The organism is Octadecabacter arcticus 238 (assembly GCF_000155735.2).
Taxonomy (GTDB): domain Bacteria; phylum Pseudomonadota; class Alphaproteobacteria; order Rhodobacterales; family Rhodobacteraceae; genus Octadecabacter; species Octadecabacter arcticus.
Genome location: NC_020908.1, coordinates 4,928,012 through 4,943,631 on the forward strand (window position 1 = coordinate 4,928,012; position 15,620 = coordinate 4,943,631).

A 15,620-nucleotide genomic window follows, 5' to 3' on the forward strand; every position below is an offset into this window, starting at 1 on the left:
GAGGGGGGGCGCTCCAGCTCAATCTTCCCACCATGGAACCCAACCTGACCTTTCGCGGTGCCCCATCTGTGGCCAGGCTTGTCAGTGCAATGCTCGTATCGGCCACCCGCCAGCGTATCTGCGTCCTCACCAAACATCTGAACCAGACTGGCGACGCCCGCCGTCAGGCAGAACTGCTCGAAGCTCTCGCCAACTTTGTCCCAGGCTGTTTCCACGAGTTGATGAACATTCGACGCGCTGGCAAGTCCAGCGCTTGCTGTGATAGTCTTCTTCATGGTGTTGCTTCCTTTTGCGATTAAACACCCAGAGCCTACGGCTCAGGGGAAGCAACGCCACCCTAAATTAAAATTTCAACATTCTTCGGGACATTCCCCAAAGTCATTGCGGAAATTATTGAAGAGAGCGAGGTCACTACGATCAAGAAAAAACGCAAGCGCCCCGAGTAACGTCCCTACACTAACGTTTTGCCTCATCTGGGTTTGTCTCATAAAGACCTACAGCTGCACATGACCGCGCGGGCTCCGTTGCAGGAAAGCAGACAAATCATTGATATTCATAATTTAGAATTTGACCACGTCACGGATGCCTGGCTGTCAAAGGTTCAAGATCAACTTGAAACACACTTCAAAGTCCGTAAAGCCATCTATCCGTAAGGGTACATGATTTACTCCCTTGCTGCGTTTGTTTTTTGAGCATTCCGAAATACTAAAGTGGAGAAATAGCCGCGTTCAGAGCGTGCCCTTGTACCTAGTAAGGAAAACCACAATGACCACTTTTACAGTTTTGACCAATGACGAAACAAATGATTCAGTGGTGCCGCTTACGTACTCAACCATTGATGCGGCCATAGCGTCGGCGCAACTGGGCGATACAATCAAGCTCACCGAAAATTTTGGGGATGAAGCGGCATTCGTTGTAGATGGTAACTTTACCGTTCTTAGTGCCGCTGCAGATACCATAACTGTTGGAAACGAAGATAACCTAATAGATGCAGGTGCAGGTGCTAACACGATCACAGCTGGTACTGGCAACAACACGATCATTTCAGGTGCCGGTGCCGATACCATCGCGATTGGAAACGGTAACAACTATGTCAATGCGGGTGACGGGGCCAACACGATCAGTGCTGGCGTAACTGGGACTGGCGATAATGTGATCATTGGCGGCACCGCTGCAGATACCATCACTGTTGGAAACGGAAATAACCGCATCAAGACAGGTGACGGGGTCAATACAATTGCTGCTGGAGATGGTAACAATTTCATTATTGGTGGCGTTGCCGTTGATACGATCACTGTTGGAAATGGAAATAACTACATCGATGGTGGCACCTTTGGTGCCAATACGATCACTGCCGGCTTTGGGGATAATTTCATCACCACGGGTAACGCTGTCGACACAATTACAGCGATGGGTGGTGATAACATCATCGATGCAGGAGATGGGGCCAATAAGGTGACCACCGGAGTTGGTAATGACATTATAGCCGTAGGTGCCGGCGCCGACACGGTCACTTCAGGTATTGGCGACGACATTGTATCAGTTGTTGGTGGTGCCGATACCGTGACAACAGGTGCAGGCTATGACCGGCTTGTTGTTGATTACTCTGCCTTTTCGACAAATATGGTAAGCAGCCCCGTCACTGGCGCTGTCAGCTATATTGGCAATTTTAGTGATGGAGCCGCAAACATCGTAAGCTTCACTGCTGTAGAAGAATTTTACATCACAACTGGTGGCGGCAACGACACCATCGTTACAGGGGCTGGCGCTGACATTCTGGATAGTAGATCTGGCGCCGACACTCTCGACGCTGGTGCGGGTATCGACACAATTCTTGCTGGGTTTGGGTCTGACTTGATCTACGGTCGTAGTGGCGATTCAATTGACGGTGGTGAAGATGCAGATGATACTGACGTTGACGTCCTGAACCTTAACCATTTTGGCGCGCACGAGATCGTCTTAGACGATCCCGAGAAAGGGACAGTTTATGCATTGGACGCTAGTGGAACCCGAATTGGTTCGCTCAGCTTCACAAATATCGAAAGCATTGTTGGTGATAACCTAGTCTTCGCAGCGCCAGAGGTTTTGTCGATTGCAGTGAAAGAAGTCGCGCCGGAAGTTTTGTCGATTACAGTGGAAGAAACTGACCTTGTTGTACCATGTCCCGAGGACGTCGCGGGCATCCTTGTTGCGATTGATATGGTTGGCCAAGAATGGTCAAACGTGAATGGTCACTGGGTCTACGACGAAACCAAGATTGTTCAAAATGGCAGAGAGCTTAGTGCCAAGGACGACACGATAGAAACCGGAAGTGGTGACGATGTACTACTAGGTAGCCGTGGAAACGACACTTTGATTGCATGGTGTGGCGATGACACCATGAACGCGGGCTGGGGCGATGACAAAGCCTTTGGCGGGCGTGGAAATGATGTGATAAACCTTGAGAAGGGCAATGATTTTGCCGAAGCCGGTTTGGGCGATGATGTCATAAACGGTGGCGCAGGCGACGATCTAATTTACGGCGACACCAAGATCGAAGATTCACTCGGTGGCGATGACAAATTGCGTGGTGGTGCTGGCAATGATGAGCTCCACGGGAACAATGGAAACGATCAACTGAATGGTGGTTCCGGTGATGACGTCTTGTTCGGCGATCAAGGGAACGACAATATCACAGGCGGTGAAGGCAATGATTGGGCAGCTGGCGGTGTTGGCGATGACCAAATGCTTGGACAAACAGGCAGCGATGAAATGCACGGCAACGACGGCAAGGACTACCTCAACGGCGGCGCTGGTAACGATACGCTTGCGGGCGGCAACGGTGTCGACAAAATCGTAGGCGGCACCGGATCAGATACGATCAAAGGTGGCGCTGGCAACGACAACCTCTGGGGCGGCAACTGGTCTTCTGACAGCGCGTCCGACACGTTTATCTTTGAGGGTGGCACAGGCAAAGACTACGTCCACGATTTCGAAGCTGGGCTCGACATCATTAACCTGTCCTTTTTCGCGACAACCTTCGACGTCGTAAAAGACGCTGTTAAGGACCTCGGTTGGGCCACAGTCATCGATCTGCAATACTTCGATGGTGGCCAGGCGGGTGACAAAATAATCATAAAAAATGTCGGTGTGGACGATCTGGGCTTCGATAACTTCATCTTCTAATAACTATACTCCTGCGCCTGAATTGACCTGACGATTTTGGGGCCTGTGATTCAGTTCGCAGCATGGTCACAGACGCACGGGTCTGTATAAGGCTTATCCCTTTTAGTCCGGTTGCCCCACATGTTGACGCGGCGCAGAATCTTGCCCTTGTGGCTTTAGAGGCGGATCGGATCAGTTTGTAACGTCTGGTGGGTTTATAGGGCGTGGCTTTTGCCGTGAACGAGGCCCTTCAGGCGCGCTGTTCAACAAAATCACGATATGTCGCTGGCCCGAGACCAACACCGATCCCCAGCAGCGTGTCGAAGGCGCTTCGCATGTGTCGCCGTCGGTTCCAGCGGAACACGAATTCGTCGAGATAGCGTTGTAGATGGCACTTTCTGAGGCCGTGGAAGACGCCTTTTGCCCACGTTTTTAGGTTGGAGAACACGCGGTGGACCCAGTGGAGTATGTCGTGTGCCTTCTTGCCGCTGACGACCTTTGCCTCATGCGTGTTTGCAGGAGGATTTTCGTAACCGAGCCAGCCATCCGTGATGATGTGAGCGCTAGGCTCTACAGCCTGACCAATGAACCCGTGCAGCGTCTTTGACGCGCCGTCGGGAATGTGTTTCATCCTGATACGGCGCGGATGTCCGTCACTTGATAACTCGACGGCACAGACGACAAACATCTTTCCAACCGGGCTCCGCCCACCCTTTGGCCGGTCCTCGGGATCATGCCGGGACCGGAACGGCATCTCTGTTTCATCGATTTCGACAAGGTCTTTCAGGGGGTTGCGGTCAGGGTTGACCATCGACCGCCGCAGCTTTTGCAAGAGGAGGTCGCCGAGAAGCGCCATCGGTCCGAGCGACGATGGCGACCCGTCTTGTAGCTGCCAAGGCCAAGTTGCGCCTGAAGTTGCAGCGCTGACATGCCGTTGGAATGGCTGGTGATGATGTGCGCGGCAAGAAACCAAATTCGCAACGGCAAATGGCTGCTGTGCATTACCGTGCCAGCCGTCACGGATGTCTGCCGTGCGCAACCGGCACATTCCCAAGTCGCGCGATTTCGCTTTAACGGCCAGCCCTTGCAGGTGCCACAGGAAGGACAGACGAAGCCCTCAGGCCAACGATGTTCCACCAGATAATGCGAACACGCTTCCTCATCAGAAAACCTGGCGTCGAACGCGGGGCGGGACATGGGTTTGTCGTTTTTCCATCTGGCTGGCATGGGAAGAACAATACCAGAACATTCTAGATTGGCAAGCCGCTTCGCACTACATCAGGTGCCGCCGGAGCAAAGGGGATAAGCCTTGGTCTGTATTTTGAGCGGCGTTGTTGCATGGACCTCCAGTGGTTCTGTCGCAAAGTTTGACGGGTGGTTTTTATTCTGGCCCGTCGTGGAATATGCTTTTGCAAAGAACTGCAGGCGGGGAACCCTTCATGACCATTGATTTTAAAGGCGCGCATTATCCAAAAGCCGTGATCGTCCACGCAGTTTTTTTCTACGTACGTTATGCCGTGTCCTATTGTGATCTTGAAGAGATATTAGCCGAGCGTGGTGTGTCCGTCGATCACGCCACCCTGAATCTCTGGGTCGTGAAATATTCGCCGCTGATCGCCGCTGTCATTGTACCCTAATTAATCAGATTCTACGGATTCGCCAAGATTTTGGGCATTTTTGTACCCTTAATTACAATATATCCACAGGCTAAGTTCGACGATTATCGACGTAATTTCACGCCCTCTAGATCTCGATTTTCTACACCATCTGCCCTTATCTGCAGCACTTCTCTCTGCGATCTTTTCATTGCTCGCAATCTTCTTTTTCCGTCAATTACCAAAACTTATCCACAATTTCGACCGTATGCCAATTAAGGGTACAGTATTGGAATTAAGGGCAGGGCAATCGCGTTTGGCTCATGTTGTTGCCAAGTCACTGAGAATGCTGCGTAAGAAGGTGGTGTCCCAGCCTGCACGTTTGATTTTTATGGAGAGAGAGCCCTTGGATGTGTCACGCCGGAGGACGTCGAGTGCGCGGCGACGTAGAACGGCGATGTTGCCGGGACCGTTGTCTTTCCGATTGCGTGCGGCGTCCTCGCGGAAAGACACATCCAACTGCCAATGAAGGGCATTTTCGATGGCCCAATGGTCGCGGACAGCGGCCAACAGCACCTCAGGTGTGGGAACCCAAGACAGCGCGAAGTAGCGGGTCTCTGAGGTCACCTTTCCGCCCATCTCTCTGGTCGCCTCGATGCGACCGAACCCCTTGAGGCCAGGGAATTCGTGGTATTCTGCCAATGCCTTAGCCGATACCACGACCGCCTTACGGGTTTCTTTTCTTCCATGGCCGGTATTTTCCGTAACGGCTGTTGGATCGCTTTTGTGCCCCTTGCTGAAACATCCACGGGCGTCAGACAACAGGGATTCCTGGTTACCCTTGAGGGCGAGGCACCAATCACCGCCGCCTGCGTTGATTGCGGCAACCGTGCGGCGGTTGCAATGTAATGCATCACCGGTGACCACCTTGCCCCGCAGATCGATCAACCCAAGCGCCTCTATGGCCGCGCTGAGTTCTGTGCCTCGGTCGGCAGGTACTGTCGCCAACGTCAGGCGCAGCCGCGAGGCATAGGCTGAGACCATCATGCGGGTCCGTGCGCTTTCGCCCGGGTCGCGCGCACCCCGTAACGCTTTGCCGTCAATCGCGATGATATCACCGTCTTTGAGGAGCTTGGTCACATCGGCAAGTACCTTACTGAAGGCCGCATCGAGTGCCTTCGGGTCGATGATCCGGAAGACCTCCGAGAAGGTATCATGCGATGGAATGGCATGCTTGAGTTTCAGGAAGTTCCTGAAAAAGCTCTCTTTTGCACGGCCAAATGCGGCCATCTCGGCGCAGGAGGTCGATCCACATAAGACCGACACGAAGGCGATAACGAGCAGTTCACCAAGGTCGTGGCGCACGTTACTGGCGCGCGGATCAGGAACTTCGTCGAAGGCGGATAGAAAAATATGCATGGCGATGAGCACCCGATGAGAACAACCACCCATCCAGAATCCATCCCGCCATCACCTGCAAGAGCAATCCTTTACTCACTCAGTTCCAAACGCGATTCCCCTGTAAATAAAGGGACAACTCCGCTTTGAAAACAAATGACTTTTTTTACGCCCAATTCTGATTAATTAGGGCACAACGACAGTGAGGGTGCAAAATTAATCAAGTTCTTCAAATGTTCTCCCTTATCGTTACTCAGCGAACAAACCTTGATGGGGTGGATGCTTCCTCCCGACGGCATCAAAGTGCCAATGTACGTGGTCAGTGCCACAAAAAGAGGAGAAAGCACCATGAATGAAGTTACACTAATTGGCGTCGATTTGGCAAAATCTGTCTTTCAGGCGCACGGAGCAGCGGCGGACGGGTCGACAATTTTCCGCAAAAAGTTGACCCGAATTCAATTTGCTAAATTCATGGCTGAGCAACCACCTTGCGTCGTTGCGATGGAGGCCTGTGGAAGTGCTCATTATTGGGCCCGCGAAATGACGAAGCTTGGCCATACGGCCCGTCTCATTGCGCCTATCTACGTGAAGCCATTCGTAAAGCGCCAAAAGAATGATGTCGCCGACGCAGAAGCCATAGCTGAGGCGGCGTCGCGTCCCAATATGCGTTTTGTTCCGGTTAAATCCGAGGAACAACAAGCCCGCTCGGCGCTATTTCGAACACGTGAGTTGCTAGTTCGGCAGCGTACTCAGGCAGCAAACGCACTGCGCTCTCATTTGGCAGAATTCGGGATTATCGTGCCAAAGTGTATGTGTAATGTGAAGCGCCTCGTCACATATGTTGACGATCCTCAACGGCTTCTCCCTAAAAGTCTGCGAGATTTGGGATTGATGTATTTGCTTCAAATCGCAGATCTCAAACATCAGATTGACCAGTTGGAAAAATCAATTAAATCAGAAGCTCAAGACAGCCAAATCTCGCGGCGACTTCAGACAATGCCAGGGGTCGGCCCCATTGTAGCCATGGCAATAGAAGCCTTTGCACCGGATATGAGCAATTTCAAGTGTGGTCGTAATTTTTCCGCATGGCTCGGATTGGTTCCGCGACAACACTCAACCGGTGGCAAGCAAATATTGGGACGCACGTCGAAGGTGGGCCAAAAGGACATACGCCGACTTCTAATTATAGGGGCTATGTCTGTTATCAAAGCGACAACAATTAGGGGCACGGTCAAAGGTTCATGGCTTGAGCGTATGCTTGCCAAGAAACCCCGTATGCTGGTCGCCATTGCCCTTGCTAACAAAATGGCGCGCTCAATCTGGGCGATGCTGACACGAGGAGAGAATTATCGGAATCCGATGATGGCGGCGGCCTAAATAGCAACCATTATTCATCGGTATGTTGGGATGTGAGAGGTGTACGATATTTATGGGCAAATGATCGAGTAGATCCGGAACAGGAAAACCAGTTCATCGCATAGCGCTCAGAGCGCGTAACCTTGTAATGGACCTGATCCGCGAACTATCCATAACGGCCCGCGGCTTCCAAAAACGTCGCACATTCGAGGCCTGACACATGACCGCACCCGATCACATGTTCAAAAATGTCAAAAAAGCAACTTGCATTAACGGAAGCATCCACACATGCGATGACGCCGATAGGATGGAAAAAGGCGACGTGCTGATCGTCACCAAGCTTGATCGCCTGGGCCGTGACGCCATCGATGTCAGCACCACCGTCGCAAAACTTGAAGAAATAGGCATCCGCGTTCATTGCCTCGCATTGGGTGGCGTTGACCTCACCAGTTCAGCTGGGAAGATGACGATGAACGTCATTAACGCTGTAGCTCAGTTCGAACGTGATCTGCTCATCGAACGTACGCAATCTGGCCTCGCCCGTGCCAAAGCTGAAGGTAAGCTTTTGGGGCGGCCATCAGCCCTATCAGCGGATCAGCAGGTGGAAGTGAAGGAAAAAATCAAAAACGGAGAGGCAATCTCAGCCATCGCACGCCTTTTCGAAACCAGCAGGCAAACAATCATGCGCGTCAGAGACCAAGCATAGTTCTATGTCGTGTTTCGTACCTTTATGCAAACGTACCCATCTTTAGGAAGAGATGGACATCTCATATTTCCATCAACATCTGATCATCATTAATAAGCTGGCGAGAGGCAGCTACCCGATTGGATATGTTTGCTCTCTTATGGCCCGCCTTTCTATTCTGAATGCGACATTATCTTCTTGAATTTTAAAGGTAATTTTACTTAAGAAATGTCCCCGATATAAGGAGAAGCGCAGTGAGACCAAAACATGTCGTCATAGTCTTTGCAGTATCGTTTCTTGCGGGCACAAACTTGGCGCAGGCACAGACCGCAACGGGCACAATGGGGGTGGGCGCTGAAGTTAATAGAAACTGTACGCTCTCGGCCGAAAATCTCAACTTTGGTAATCTGAGCGTGGATACGACTAACACGACCTCAGTGGTCGTCACTCTGGCCTGCAACGGTGTGACAACAGTCACGACCGTTCTGGTTGGAATGGGCGAGAATGCAGCGCCGGCCACCCAGCGCAACATGAAGTTAGGAACGGGAACCGACGTGGTGCCCTACACGCTACATGTCCTCGAAGCGGGTGGTGCCGATATCGCCACGGAAGGTGCTGTCACGCTGGTTAAGGTGGGCACGACCAACACTTATCAGGTGACGCTCTATGGCCGGAGCCAGCCTAGCACCGACTATGCGAAGGGAACCTACAGTGACGCCGTCCTCCTAACCGCAGTCTATGCACCTTGACCCAAAGGGATCGATGATATTTAACCAACGCCTCCTTGATAGAAAAAGAGAAGCGCAGTGAGGTCAAAACATGCCGTCATAGTCTTTGCAGTATCGTTGCTTGCGGGCACAAACTTGGCGCAGGCACAGACCGCAACGGGCTCCATGGGTGTGGGTGCTAAAGTTACAAGAACCGTTACACTCTCGGCTGAGGATCTTCTTTTTGGCGATCTAAGCGTGGGTACGGCTAACACGGCCTCAGCGGTCGTCACACTGGCCTTCAACGGTGTGTTGACCGACACGACCGTTCTGGTCGGAATGGGCGAGAATGCAGCGCCGGCCACCCAGCGCAACATGAAGTTAGGAACGGGAACCGACGTGGTGCCCTACACGCTACATGTCCTCGAAGCGGGTGGTGCCGATATCGCCACGAGAGGTGCTGTCACGCTGGTTAAGGTGGCCAAGACCAATACTTATAAGGTGACGCTCTATATCCGGAGCCAGCCTAGCACCGACTATGCGAAGGGAACCTACAGTGACGCCGTCGTCCTAACCGCAGTCTATGCACCTTGACCCAAAGGGATCGATCCACATGTTGAAACTTGTACGCACGACGATCGCCGCAGCCATCCTTGGCACCGCAATAGCCATAGCCGGGGCAGTCGTTGCCGAAGGATTTTCGGTTTCCCCAACATCCTTGACAGTGCCCACCGGGGGTCAACAGACCACGCTGACCGTAGAGTCGAGTGGCGCTGGAGAAACCCTTGGCCAAGTGCGTGTAATGCGTTGGCTTCGGGATGGCGGGCAGAACAAGCTGATTCCGACGCGGGATGTGGTGGCAAGTCCACCGGCACTGCGGATGAGGGGAAATCAGGAAATCACGATCCGGTTGATCCGCACTGCTAAGACACCGGTAACTGGTCAGGAATGCTATCGCGTGCTGGTCGATCAGCTGCCGGGCCCGCGAGAGCGGGATGACGGGGTCAGGTTCATGCTCCGGCATTCCGTACCACTGTGTTTTCGCAGCTAGCCTGCTTATCGCGGCGGGACGGCGACGCGACGTTGCGCTGCCACCCGGCACATGACGGAGGGAGAGATAGATGCTCAATTGGGGATGGAGCCTCGCATTTGCGACAGCCTTTTGCGTCGCCGGAATAGCGGCTGATCAGTCCCTTTGTGCGCAGTCAATGGACGCACCGGCGTGGCGGTCGGTGGATGCATCTTCCACAGATGCCACGTGGGACTATGACCCGGTCACGGACGAAGCGCTGTATCTTCTGGTTTCGGTGAACGGTCAGAGCACCGGCCTGATCGCCGAATTCAAGCTGTCACGCCAATCCAATCGCATGTCAGCCCGGCGAAGCGAACTGGAACGCGTCGGGATTTCCGCCCCTCGCAACCTGAGCGGGACGCTTTTTCTGGACCATATCCCGGGACTTGCCTACAACTATGACGCACCGACACAAACCCTGCATCTTACGGCAGATGCTGCGGTGCTTGTTCCAGCCGAGATTTCCGCCACCCCTCGTCGTGAGATGCCGCAGGTCCAGACTGGCTTTGGTCTCGTCCTGAACTACCGAGTGTCGGCTAACCTTGGCTACAATGTCCCGAGCGCTGACTTCAGACGTTCCGATGCGTTCGCAGGACTTGAGCTGCGGGCTTACACGCCGCTCGGTGTCCTGACCCACACCGGCTCTGTCAGTGCGCCACTGAGCTATTCGGGCCAAGCTGCCGTCAGACGCCATGACACGTATTTTACGAGCCACTTGCCTGGCCAGATGTTGACCCTGACGGCTGGGGACTTCACTACAACCGGTCTCGCCTGGACGCGTCCGGTCCGCATGGGCGGGCTGCAAGCCCGACGGGATTTTTCGTTGCGCAACGACGTGGTGACCAATCCGCTGTTGTCCTATTCCGGAACGGCAACGGTGCCCTCGACCATCGACGTCTTTGTGGACAACCTTCGCGCATATTCCGGGGCCATCCCTGCTGGGCCCTTCAACCTGACGGATGTTCCTATGATCACCAGTAGTGGCGAGGCCGTCTTCGTGATCCGTGATGCAGGTGGCAATGAACAGTCAACCACCGTCCCGTTCTTTGCGACACAGAACCTTCTTGCAAGGGGCACACTAGACTATTCGCTGAACATCGGACGGCTGCGCCAGACTTCGAGCAATGGCGATATATCCTATGATGACAAGATAGCCAGAGCAGCCAGTCTGCGCTATGGGCTATCTGACCGCCTGACGGTCGAAGCGCATGCCGAAGCAATGAATGACATGTGGATGGCCGGGCTGGGCCTGAGCACAGCACTGTTCAATCGTGCCGAGGTCACACTGGCTGCAGGCAAGAGTGCAAACGGGGCCGAGACCGGCAGCTTTGCATACGGAACTTTGCGCACCGAACTGGCAGGAATCCAGGTTAATTTGAGTAGCACACGCTATTTTGGAAATTATCAAGATCTAGCGTCGATCTCAACGTCAGATTTGCTGGGCATCTCCCAAGGCCCCGTCAAGGCGCTGGACGCCTTGTCGCTGACCTTCCCCATCTTTGCGAACGAGGACAGAATCGGGCTGAGGGTGATCAATTCGGAACGCAGAAACATGACGAACACGTTTCTGCATGCCTCTTATTATCGGCAACTTCCCGGGCCGTCGGCAGCGCTTCGGGTTTCTGCGTTCCAGGATGTCGTTGGGGATGGAGGCAGTGGTATATCGGTCAGCTTGTCGTTTCTGCTGGGACCAGGGACACATGCCAGAGCAGGACTGCGCCGCGACCGATCAGGCAACATCACTCCTGTCGCCAGCCTATCGCAATCGGCAGATCGGGCACCGGGCAGTTTTGGCTATCGCATCGCCCTGTCACATGAGACCGCGGCGCTGAGGGCGACGTATCAGACGAGCTACGGTCGTGGAAATCTGGCACTGCGTGACAGTAGTCATGGCACCGATGTCATTGCCAGGTTAGATGGGGCACTCGTCCTTGCGGGGGGTGGGCTCTTTGCTAGCAACAGGGTCGTCGACGGATTTGCAATCGTCAACGTGGGTGTGCCGGATGTCCCAGTAAGCCTCAACAACCGGTTGGTTGCCGAAACCGGACCGTTCGGCCGAGCGATAGTCCCCGATTTGACATCTTTCCGAGTGAACAGAATTTCGATCAATCCCCTGGCTCTGCCGCTGGATGCAAATCTTGTGGCAACGGCACAGGACGTGGTCCCAGCGCGGCACTCTGGCGTCACCGTCGATTTCGAGGGCAATACCGATAGCGCCGCGCTTGTCGTTCTGCGAGACGCTGCGGGAACGCTGCTGCAGCCCGGCAGCACCGTCCGGTTGGAGGGGAATTCGACCCCGTTTACTGTGGGATATGACGGCGAAGTCTGGATCGAGGGCCTGGGTGCGCAAAATCATATTATTGTCGAAACCTCCAACATTACATGTGCGGCGGAGTTTACTTATGCCAAGACCTCTAATGCGCAAGTCTATATCGATGGGGTGGAATGCCGATGATGCTGCGTGGTCTTATTCTATCTGCCGTCTTGTCCCTCTTCGCCCTGCAGGCCCGCGCGGCACTGGTCTGCGAGACCAATATTGTTTCCCTGGATTTTGGGACGATCTCAGTCCGGGATGGACTGCCCCAGCAGACCAGTGGCCCGGTCACAATTTCCTGCTTTGGCGGCACACCAGGTACGACGATACAGGCCTGCCTGACCCTCGGTTCGGGCAGTGGTGGGGCAGCTGCGGGCCAATCACCCCGCTATCTGACCAGAGCGGGCTCCGCGACACTTCAGTATCAGCTTAGCAGCCAAAACAGCTTTTCCAACGGCGGCACGACGTGGGAGGCCGTCGGATATGCCATGGCACTCGATGCAACTGGCAGCGCCATGATTGCGCCGACGCTCTATGCAGAGGTGACGGCGGTTGGGTCAAATGCGATCGTCGGAGCTTACAGTTCCCATTTTGACGCCGGCGTAGATACTGAAATATCCTATGGCGCGCTCGGGTGCGACCAGTCCGACCCCGCAAGCGCCTTCACGGTTAGCGCAACCTTAACGACCAGTTGTACAATAAACGTCTCAAACATGGACTTTGGTGTCATCGATACAGCAATTGTCGCACCGGTGGACCAGACAGCAACCATTGAGGTGTCCTGCACAAATGCCTCACCATACACGATCAGTATCGGCTCAGGCCTTCAGCCCGCAGACGCCGGAGCAACGGGTCGGCGCATGGCGAATGGCCCCAATCTGCTTGCGTACGGACTCTATCATGATCCGTCACGAACCTCCGCATGGGGCGTCAGCCCGGCGACGGTGGCTGAGGGCTTCGGCACGGGCGCATATCAGTTGTTGACGGTCTACGGGAGAATTTTTGGCAATCAAACGATGTCCATTGGCAGTTACTCGGACTCGGTCGTAGTGACGGTTACCTACTGAGGGCGTTGTTGCAGGGACCCCAGCGGGTCTGCTAGACACCTAGCTTGCCAACGACTTGGATATTCATGATGCCGCATAAATTCAACGCTTCCCGCCGCCACAAGTTTGAAAAGAAGTGACAGAAGGTCACCAACTGGCGAGTGTACAATGAAGGCCTGCGTCAGCGTGGTGATGTGACAATTTGGTTAAGCCCTGAGGTTGAAGATAAGTGGCTTGCCGATAAACGTCAGACGCCAGGCGGCCAACCCACATACTCTGATATGGTCATATCAGTATGCCTGACGCTGGGTATGGTTTTCAAACAACCTTTGCGGCAGACGCAAGGATTGGTCGGCAGTTTGGCGCGGCTTATGGGGCTGGATGTTCCCGTTCCGGATTTCTCGACCCTCTCGCGGAGAGGTCCGGAGCTCAGCATGCCAGAAAAATCTAAAGCCCAAAGGGCCGGCCCAATCGAATTAGTTGTAGATAGTACGGGTCTGAAGATATTTGGCATACTACACGACAGTAGGGTGGTTGAGGGTGTCAGAAGGTGATTTAGGAGCGGACTCTTATCGCTAAAAAGGGTTCCACTGATGATCACGAAAGCCCTGACGACCCGCAAGAAGAGGTTATCCCCCCATTTAGAGTTGAGCAACAGTCGCCTTGAAACGATGTGCCTCTTGATCATGGGAATGGTGAATGCCCGGACGGTAAATTTGAGCCATCTGGCCTGTGAGTTTCCTACCGATAGCAAGGTTGAAAGCACCTACCGTCGCCTACAACGCTTTTTCCAGCATGTTGATCTTGGCTCGGATTGGGCGGCCCCCTTGCTTGTTGAAATGATTGGTTCTGGCCCCACCTGGCATTTATGCTTGGACCGAACAAATTGGAAAATTAGCCAACGCCATGTCAACTTCTTGGTCTTAGCCCTTGTCACACGCCGCCACCGTATTCCGTTGATGTGGAGCGTTTTGGGGCGTGCAGGGAACAGCGATACTGCTCAGCGCATTGCCTTGATGAAACGTTATCTGTCGGTGTTTGAGGTCTCCACCATCAAGTTCTTGTTAGCGGACCGGGAATTCATTGGAGCACAATGGTTGGATTTTCTTCATAAAAACAACGTCCCATTTGTCATCCGTATCAAAGCAAACCAACTTGTGACCACACAGGACGGGAAAACGCAAAATCTAAGCACCTTGTTGCGCACCTGTCGCGGTAAGCGCAACTTTGATGCCCGATTTGGAGGCAACAATTTGGGGGAGGCCACGTGGTTTAGCTTTGCTGCAAAGCGCATCAAGGGGGGTGAGCTTTTGATCGTCGTCTCTAATCGGCCCGCACATCGGGCCCTCGCCACCTACAAGAAAAGATGGGCCATTGAGAGCCTCTTTGGCGACACAAAGGCACGCGGCTTCAATCTTGAAGACACACGACTAACCATCTCCCAAAAACTTGAGCTTCTTTTAGGTCTCGTTGCGCTCGCGGTTGCATGGGCATCTAAAACCGCCACAAAGCTTATTGGAGGCGGGAAAATGAAGCGGAAAAAACACGGATATTTTGCAAAGTCATTCTTTCGAATTGGCTTCGATCAGCTCCGTAAACTGCTCAGGTCAGACCCAAACGCCGCTGTCTCACCGTGGCTACTAATTCCACCCATAATCACAAGAGTCGTGTAGTATGGCGTTCGACTAAGGACGCCACGTTGGTCTTGCCCTGTGCGCGCTCAAAGATCATCAGATCGCCTTCCCATTCGCCAAAAGTCTCACGTGTTTTAACGTAGTCTGGTCGTTCATGGATTGACCGATCGGGCGGGAAAACAAGGCCACGCGGCGTGCGGCGGCACCGTGGTCGACGTTTCTTGCGTCGGTGCGGCAGATGGCGCGCCAATTCTTCGGACTGGCTATCTGGACCGTAAACGTAGGCATAGATAGTCTCATGGCTGACGCGCAAAGATTGGCCGTCATATTGTAGGCGACCGGCGATCTGTTCGGGCGACCATCCGGCCTCCAGCTGCGTGATCACGTGCTTTCGCAGGTCCACAAACCGCACCAGCTTGCGACGCCGCGCACGCCGAGTCACTGCTGTCCGTTGCGCATTCATTCCGTAGTAGCCATTCAGCTTCGGCAACTCATCATCGACGAACCTGTTCCGTTTGATCTCTCGGAACACGGTTGAACGATGCCTGCCGATCTCAGCAGCAATCTTGTCTACCGACATCTTTGCATTAAGCATATCTTCGATTGTGCGTCTTTCACGTAAACCTAACTCAGTGTGGGCCATCTTCCGTTCTCCTTGCTTTCCAGCAA

10 protein-coding genes and 5 pseudogenes are annotated in these 15,620 nt (G+C 53.7%); 11 read left to right on the forward strand and 4 right to left on the reverse strand.

Features of this window, described 5'->3' with window-relative positions; all coding sequences use genetic code 11:
• Positions 1-8 precede the first annotated feature (8 nt).
• A pseudogene (locus tag OA238_RS25460) lies at positions 9-275 on the reverse strand (IS256 family transposase); the annotation flags it as partial.
• A gap of 490 nt (positions 276-765) precedes the next feature.
• Here OA238_RS25460 and OA238_RS25465 point away from each other — a divergent pair.
• The gene (locus tag OA238_RS25465) at positions 766-3,165 is read left to right on the forward strand and encodes a calcium-binding protein (protein ID WP_015497401.1); all 2,400 of its coding nucleotides are present in this window, start codon (positions 766-768) and stop codon (positions 3,163-3,165) included.
• Between the two features lie 229 nt (positions 3,166-3,394).
• Here OA238_RS25465 and OA238_RS25470 read toward each other — a convergent pair.
• Positions 3,395-4,371, reverse strand: a pseudogene (locus tag OA238_RS25470) (IS1595 family transposase).
• A gap of 212 nt (positions 4,372-4,583) precedes the next feature.
• Between OA238_RS25470 and OA238_RS30960 the strand changes: the two are divergent.
• Positions 4,584-4,766 (forward strand): annotated as a pseudogene (locus OA238_RS30960) (IS6 family transposase); the annotation flags it as partial.
• Between the two features lie 294 nt (positions 4,767-5,060).
• On the opposite strand, the gene OA238_RS25480 reads toward OA238_RS30960, so the two are convergent.
• Entirely contained in the window at positions 5,061-6,191 is a 1,131-nt protein-coding gene (locus OA238_RS25480; RefSeq protein WP_015497403.1) for an ISAs1 family transposase, read from the reverse strand.
• 294 nt (positions 6,192-6,485) lie between these two features.
• Between OA238_RS25480 and OA238_RS25485 the strand changes: the two genes are divergently transcribed.
• The 9 genes and pseudogenes from OA238_RS25485 (at position 6,486) to OA238_RS25525 (ending at position 14,990) form a co-directional block, all read left to right on the forward strand.
• Positions 6,486-7,514, forward strand: a complete 1,029-nt coding sequence (locus OA238_RS25485) for an IS110 family RNA-guided transposase (protein ID WP_015497404.1) — start codon at positions 6,486-6,488, stop codon at positions 7,512-7,514.
• Between the two features lie 199 nt (positions 7,515-7,713).
• Complete coding sequence (locus tag OA238_RS25490; RefSeq protein WP_015497405.1) at positions 7,714-8,199, forward strand: recombinase family protein; 486 nt, start codon at positions 7,714-7,716, stop codon at positions 8,197-8,199.
• Between the two features lie 233 nt (positions 8,200-8,432).
• Complete coding sequence (locus OA238_RS25495; RefSeq protein WP_015497406.1) at positions 8,433-8,927, forward strand: spore coat protein U domain-containing protein; 495 nt, start codon at positions 8,433-8,435, stop codon at positions 8,925-8,927.
• A 144-nt stretch (positions 8,928-9,071) separates the two neighbouring features.
• Positions 9,072-9,479: a spore coat protein U domain-containing protein gene (locus OA238_RS25500; protein ID WP_015497407.1), complete on the forward strand. Its 408-nt coding sequence runs from the start codon at positions 9,072-9,074 to the stop codon at positions 9,477-9,479.
• 19 nt (positions 9,480-9,498) lie between these two features.
• The gene (locus tag OA238_RS35330; protein ID WP_015497408.1) at positions 9,499-9,936 is read left to right on the forward strand and encodes a fimbrial biogenesis chaperone; all 438 of its coding nucleotides are present in this window, start codon (positions 9,499-9,501) and stop codon (positions 9,934-9,936) included.
• Positions 9,937-10,006: 70 nt separating this feature from the next.
• Complete coding sequence (locus tag OA238_RS25510) at positions 10,007-12,412, forward strand: fimbria/pilus outer membrane usher protein (RefSeq protein WP_015497409.1); 2,406 nt, start codon at positions 10,007-10,009, stop codon at positions 12,410-12,412.
• Complete coding sequence (locus OA238_RS29440) at positions 12,403-13,338, forward strand: Csu type fimbrial protein (RefSeq protein WP_015497410.1); 936 nt, start codon at positions 12,403-12,405, stop codon at positions 13,336-13,338. The genes OA238_RS25510 and OA238_RS29440 overlap by 10 nt, the downstream gene beginning before the upstream one ends.
• 65 nt (positions 13,339-13,403) lie before the next feature.
• A pseudogene (locus OA238_RS25520) lies at positions 13,404-13,829 on the forward strand (transposase); the annotation flags it as partial.
• A gap of 81 nt (positions 13,830-13,910) precedes the next feature.
• Positions 13,911-14,990: an IS4 family transposase gene (locus tag OA238_RS25525; RefSeq protein WP_015497411.1), complete on the forward strand. Its 1,080-nt coding sequence runs from the start codon at positions 13,911-13,913 to the stop codon at positions 14,988-14,990.
• On the opposite strand, the pseudogene OA238_RS25530 reads toward OA238_RS25525, so the two are convergent.
• Positions 14,989-15,594: pseudogene (locus tag OA238_RS25530) on the reverse strand (IS30 family transposase); the annotation flags it as partial. The gene OA238_RS25525 and the pseudogene OA238_RS25530 overlap by 2 nt on opposite strands.
• Positions 15,595-15,620 lie beyond the last annotated feature (26 nt).

Coding starts and splice junctions, on each gene's coding strand:
- OA238_RS25465 (WP_015497401.1), top strand. CDS start 766: ATGACCACTTTTACAGTTTTGACCAATGACGAAACAAATGATTCAGTG.
- OA238_RS25480 (WP_015497403.1), bottom strand. CDS start 6,191: ATGGGTGGTTGTTCTCATCGGGTGCTCATCGCCATGCATATTTTTCTA.
- OA238_RS25485 (WP_015497404.1), top strand. CDS start 6,486: ATGAATGAAGTTACACTAATTGGCGTCGATTTGGCAAAATCTGTCTTT.
- OA238_RS25490 (WP_015497405.1), top strand. CDS start 7,714: ATGACCGCACCCGATCACATGTTCAAAAATGTCAAAAAAGCAACTTGC.
- OA238_RS25500 (WP_015497407.1), top strand. CDS start 9,072: ATGGGTGTGGGTGCTAAAGTTACAAGAACCGTTACACTCTCGGCTGAG.
- OA238_RS35330 (WP_015497408.1), top strand. CDS start 9,499: ATGTTGAAACTTGTACGCACGACGATCGCCGCAGCCATCCTTGGCACC.
- OA238_RS25510 (WP_015497409.1), top strand. CDS start 10,007: ATGCTCAATTGGGGATGGAGCCTCGCATTTGCGACAGCCTTTTGCGTC.
- OA238_RS29440 (WP_015497410.1), top strand. CDS start 12,403: ATGCCGATGATGCTGCGTGGTCTTATTCTATCTGCCGTCTTGTCCCTC.
- OA238_RS25525 (WP_015497411.1), top strand. CDS start 13,911: ATGATCACGAAAGCCCTGACGACCCGCAAGAAGAGGTTATCCCCCCAT.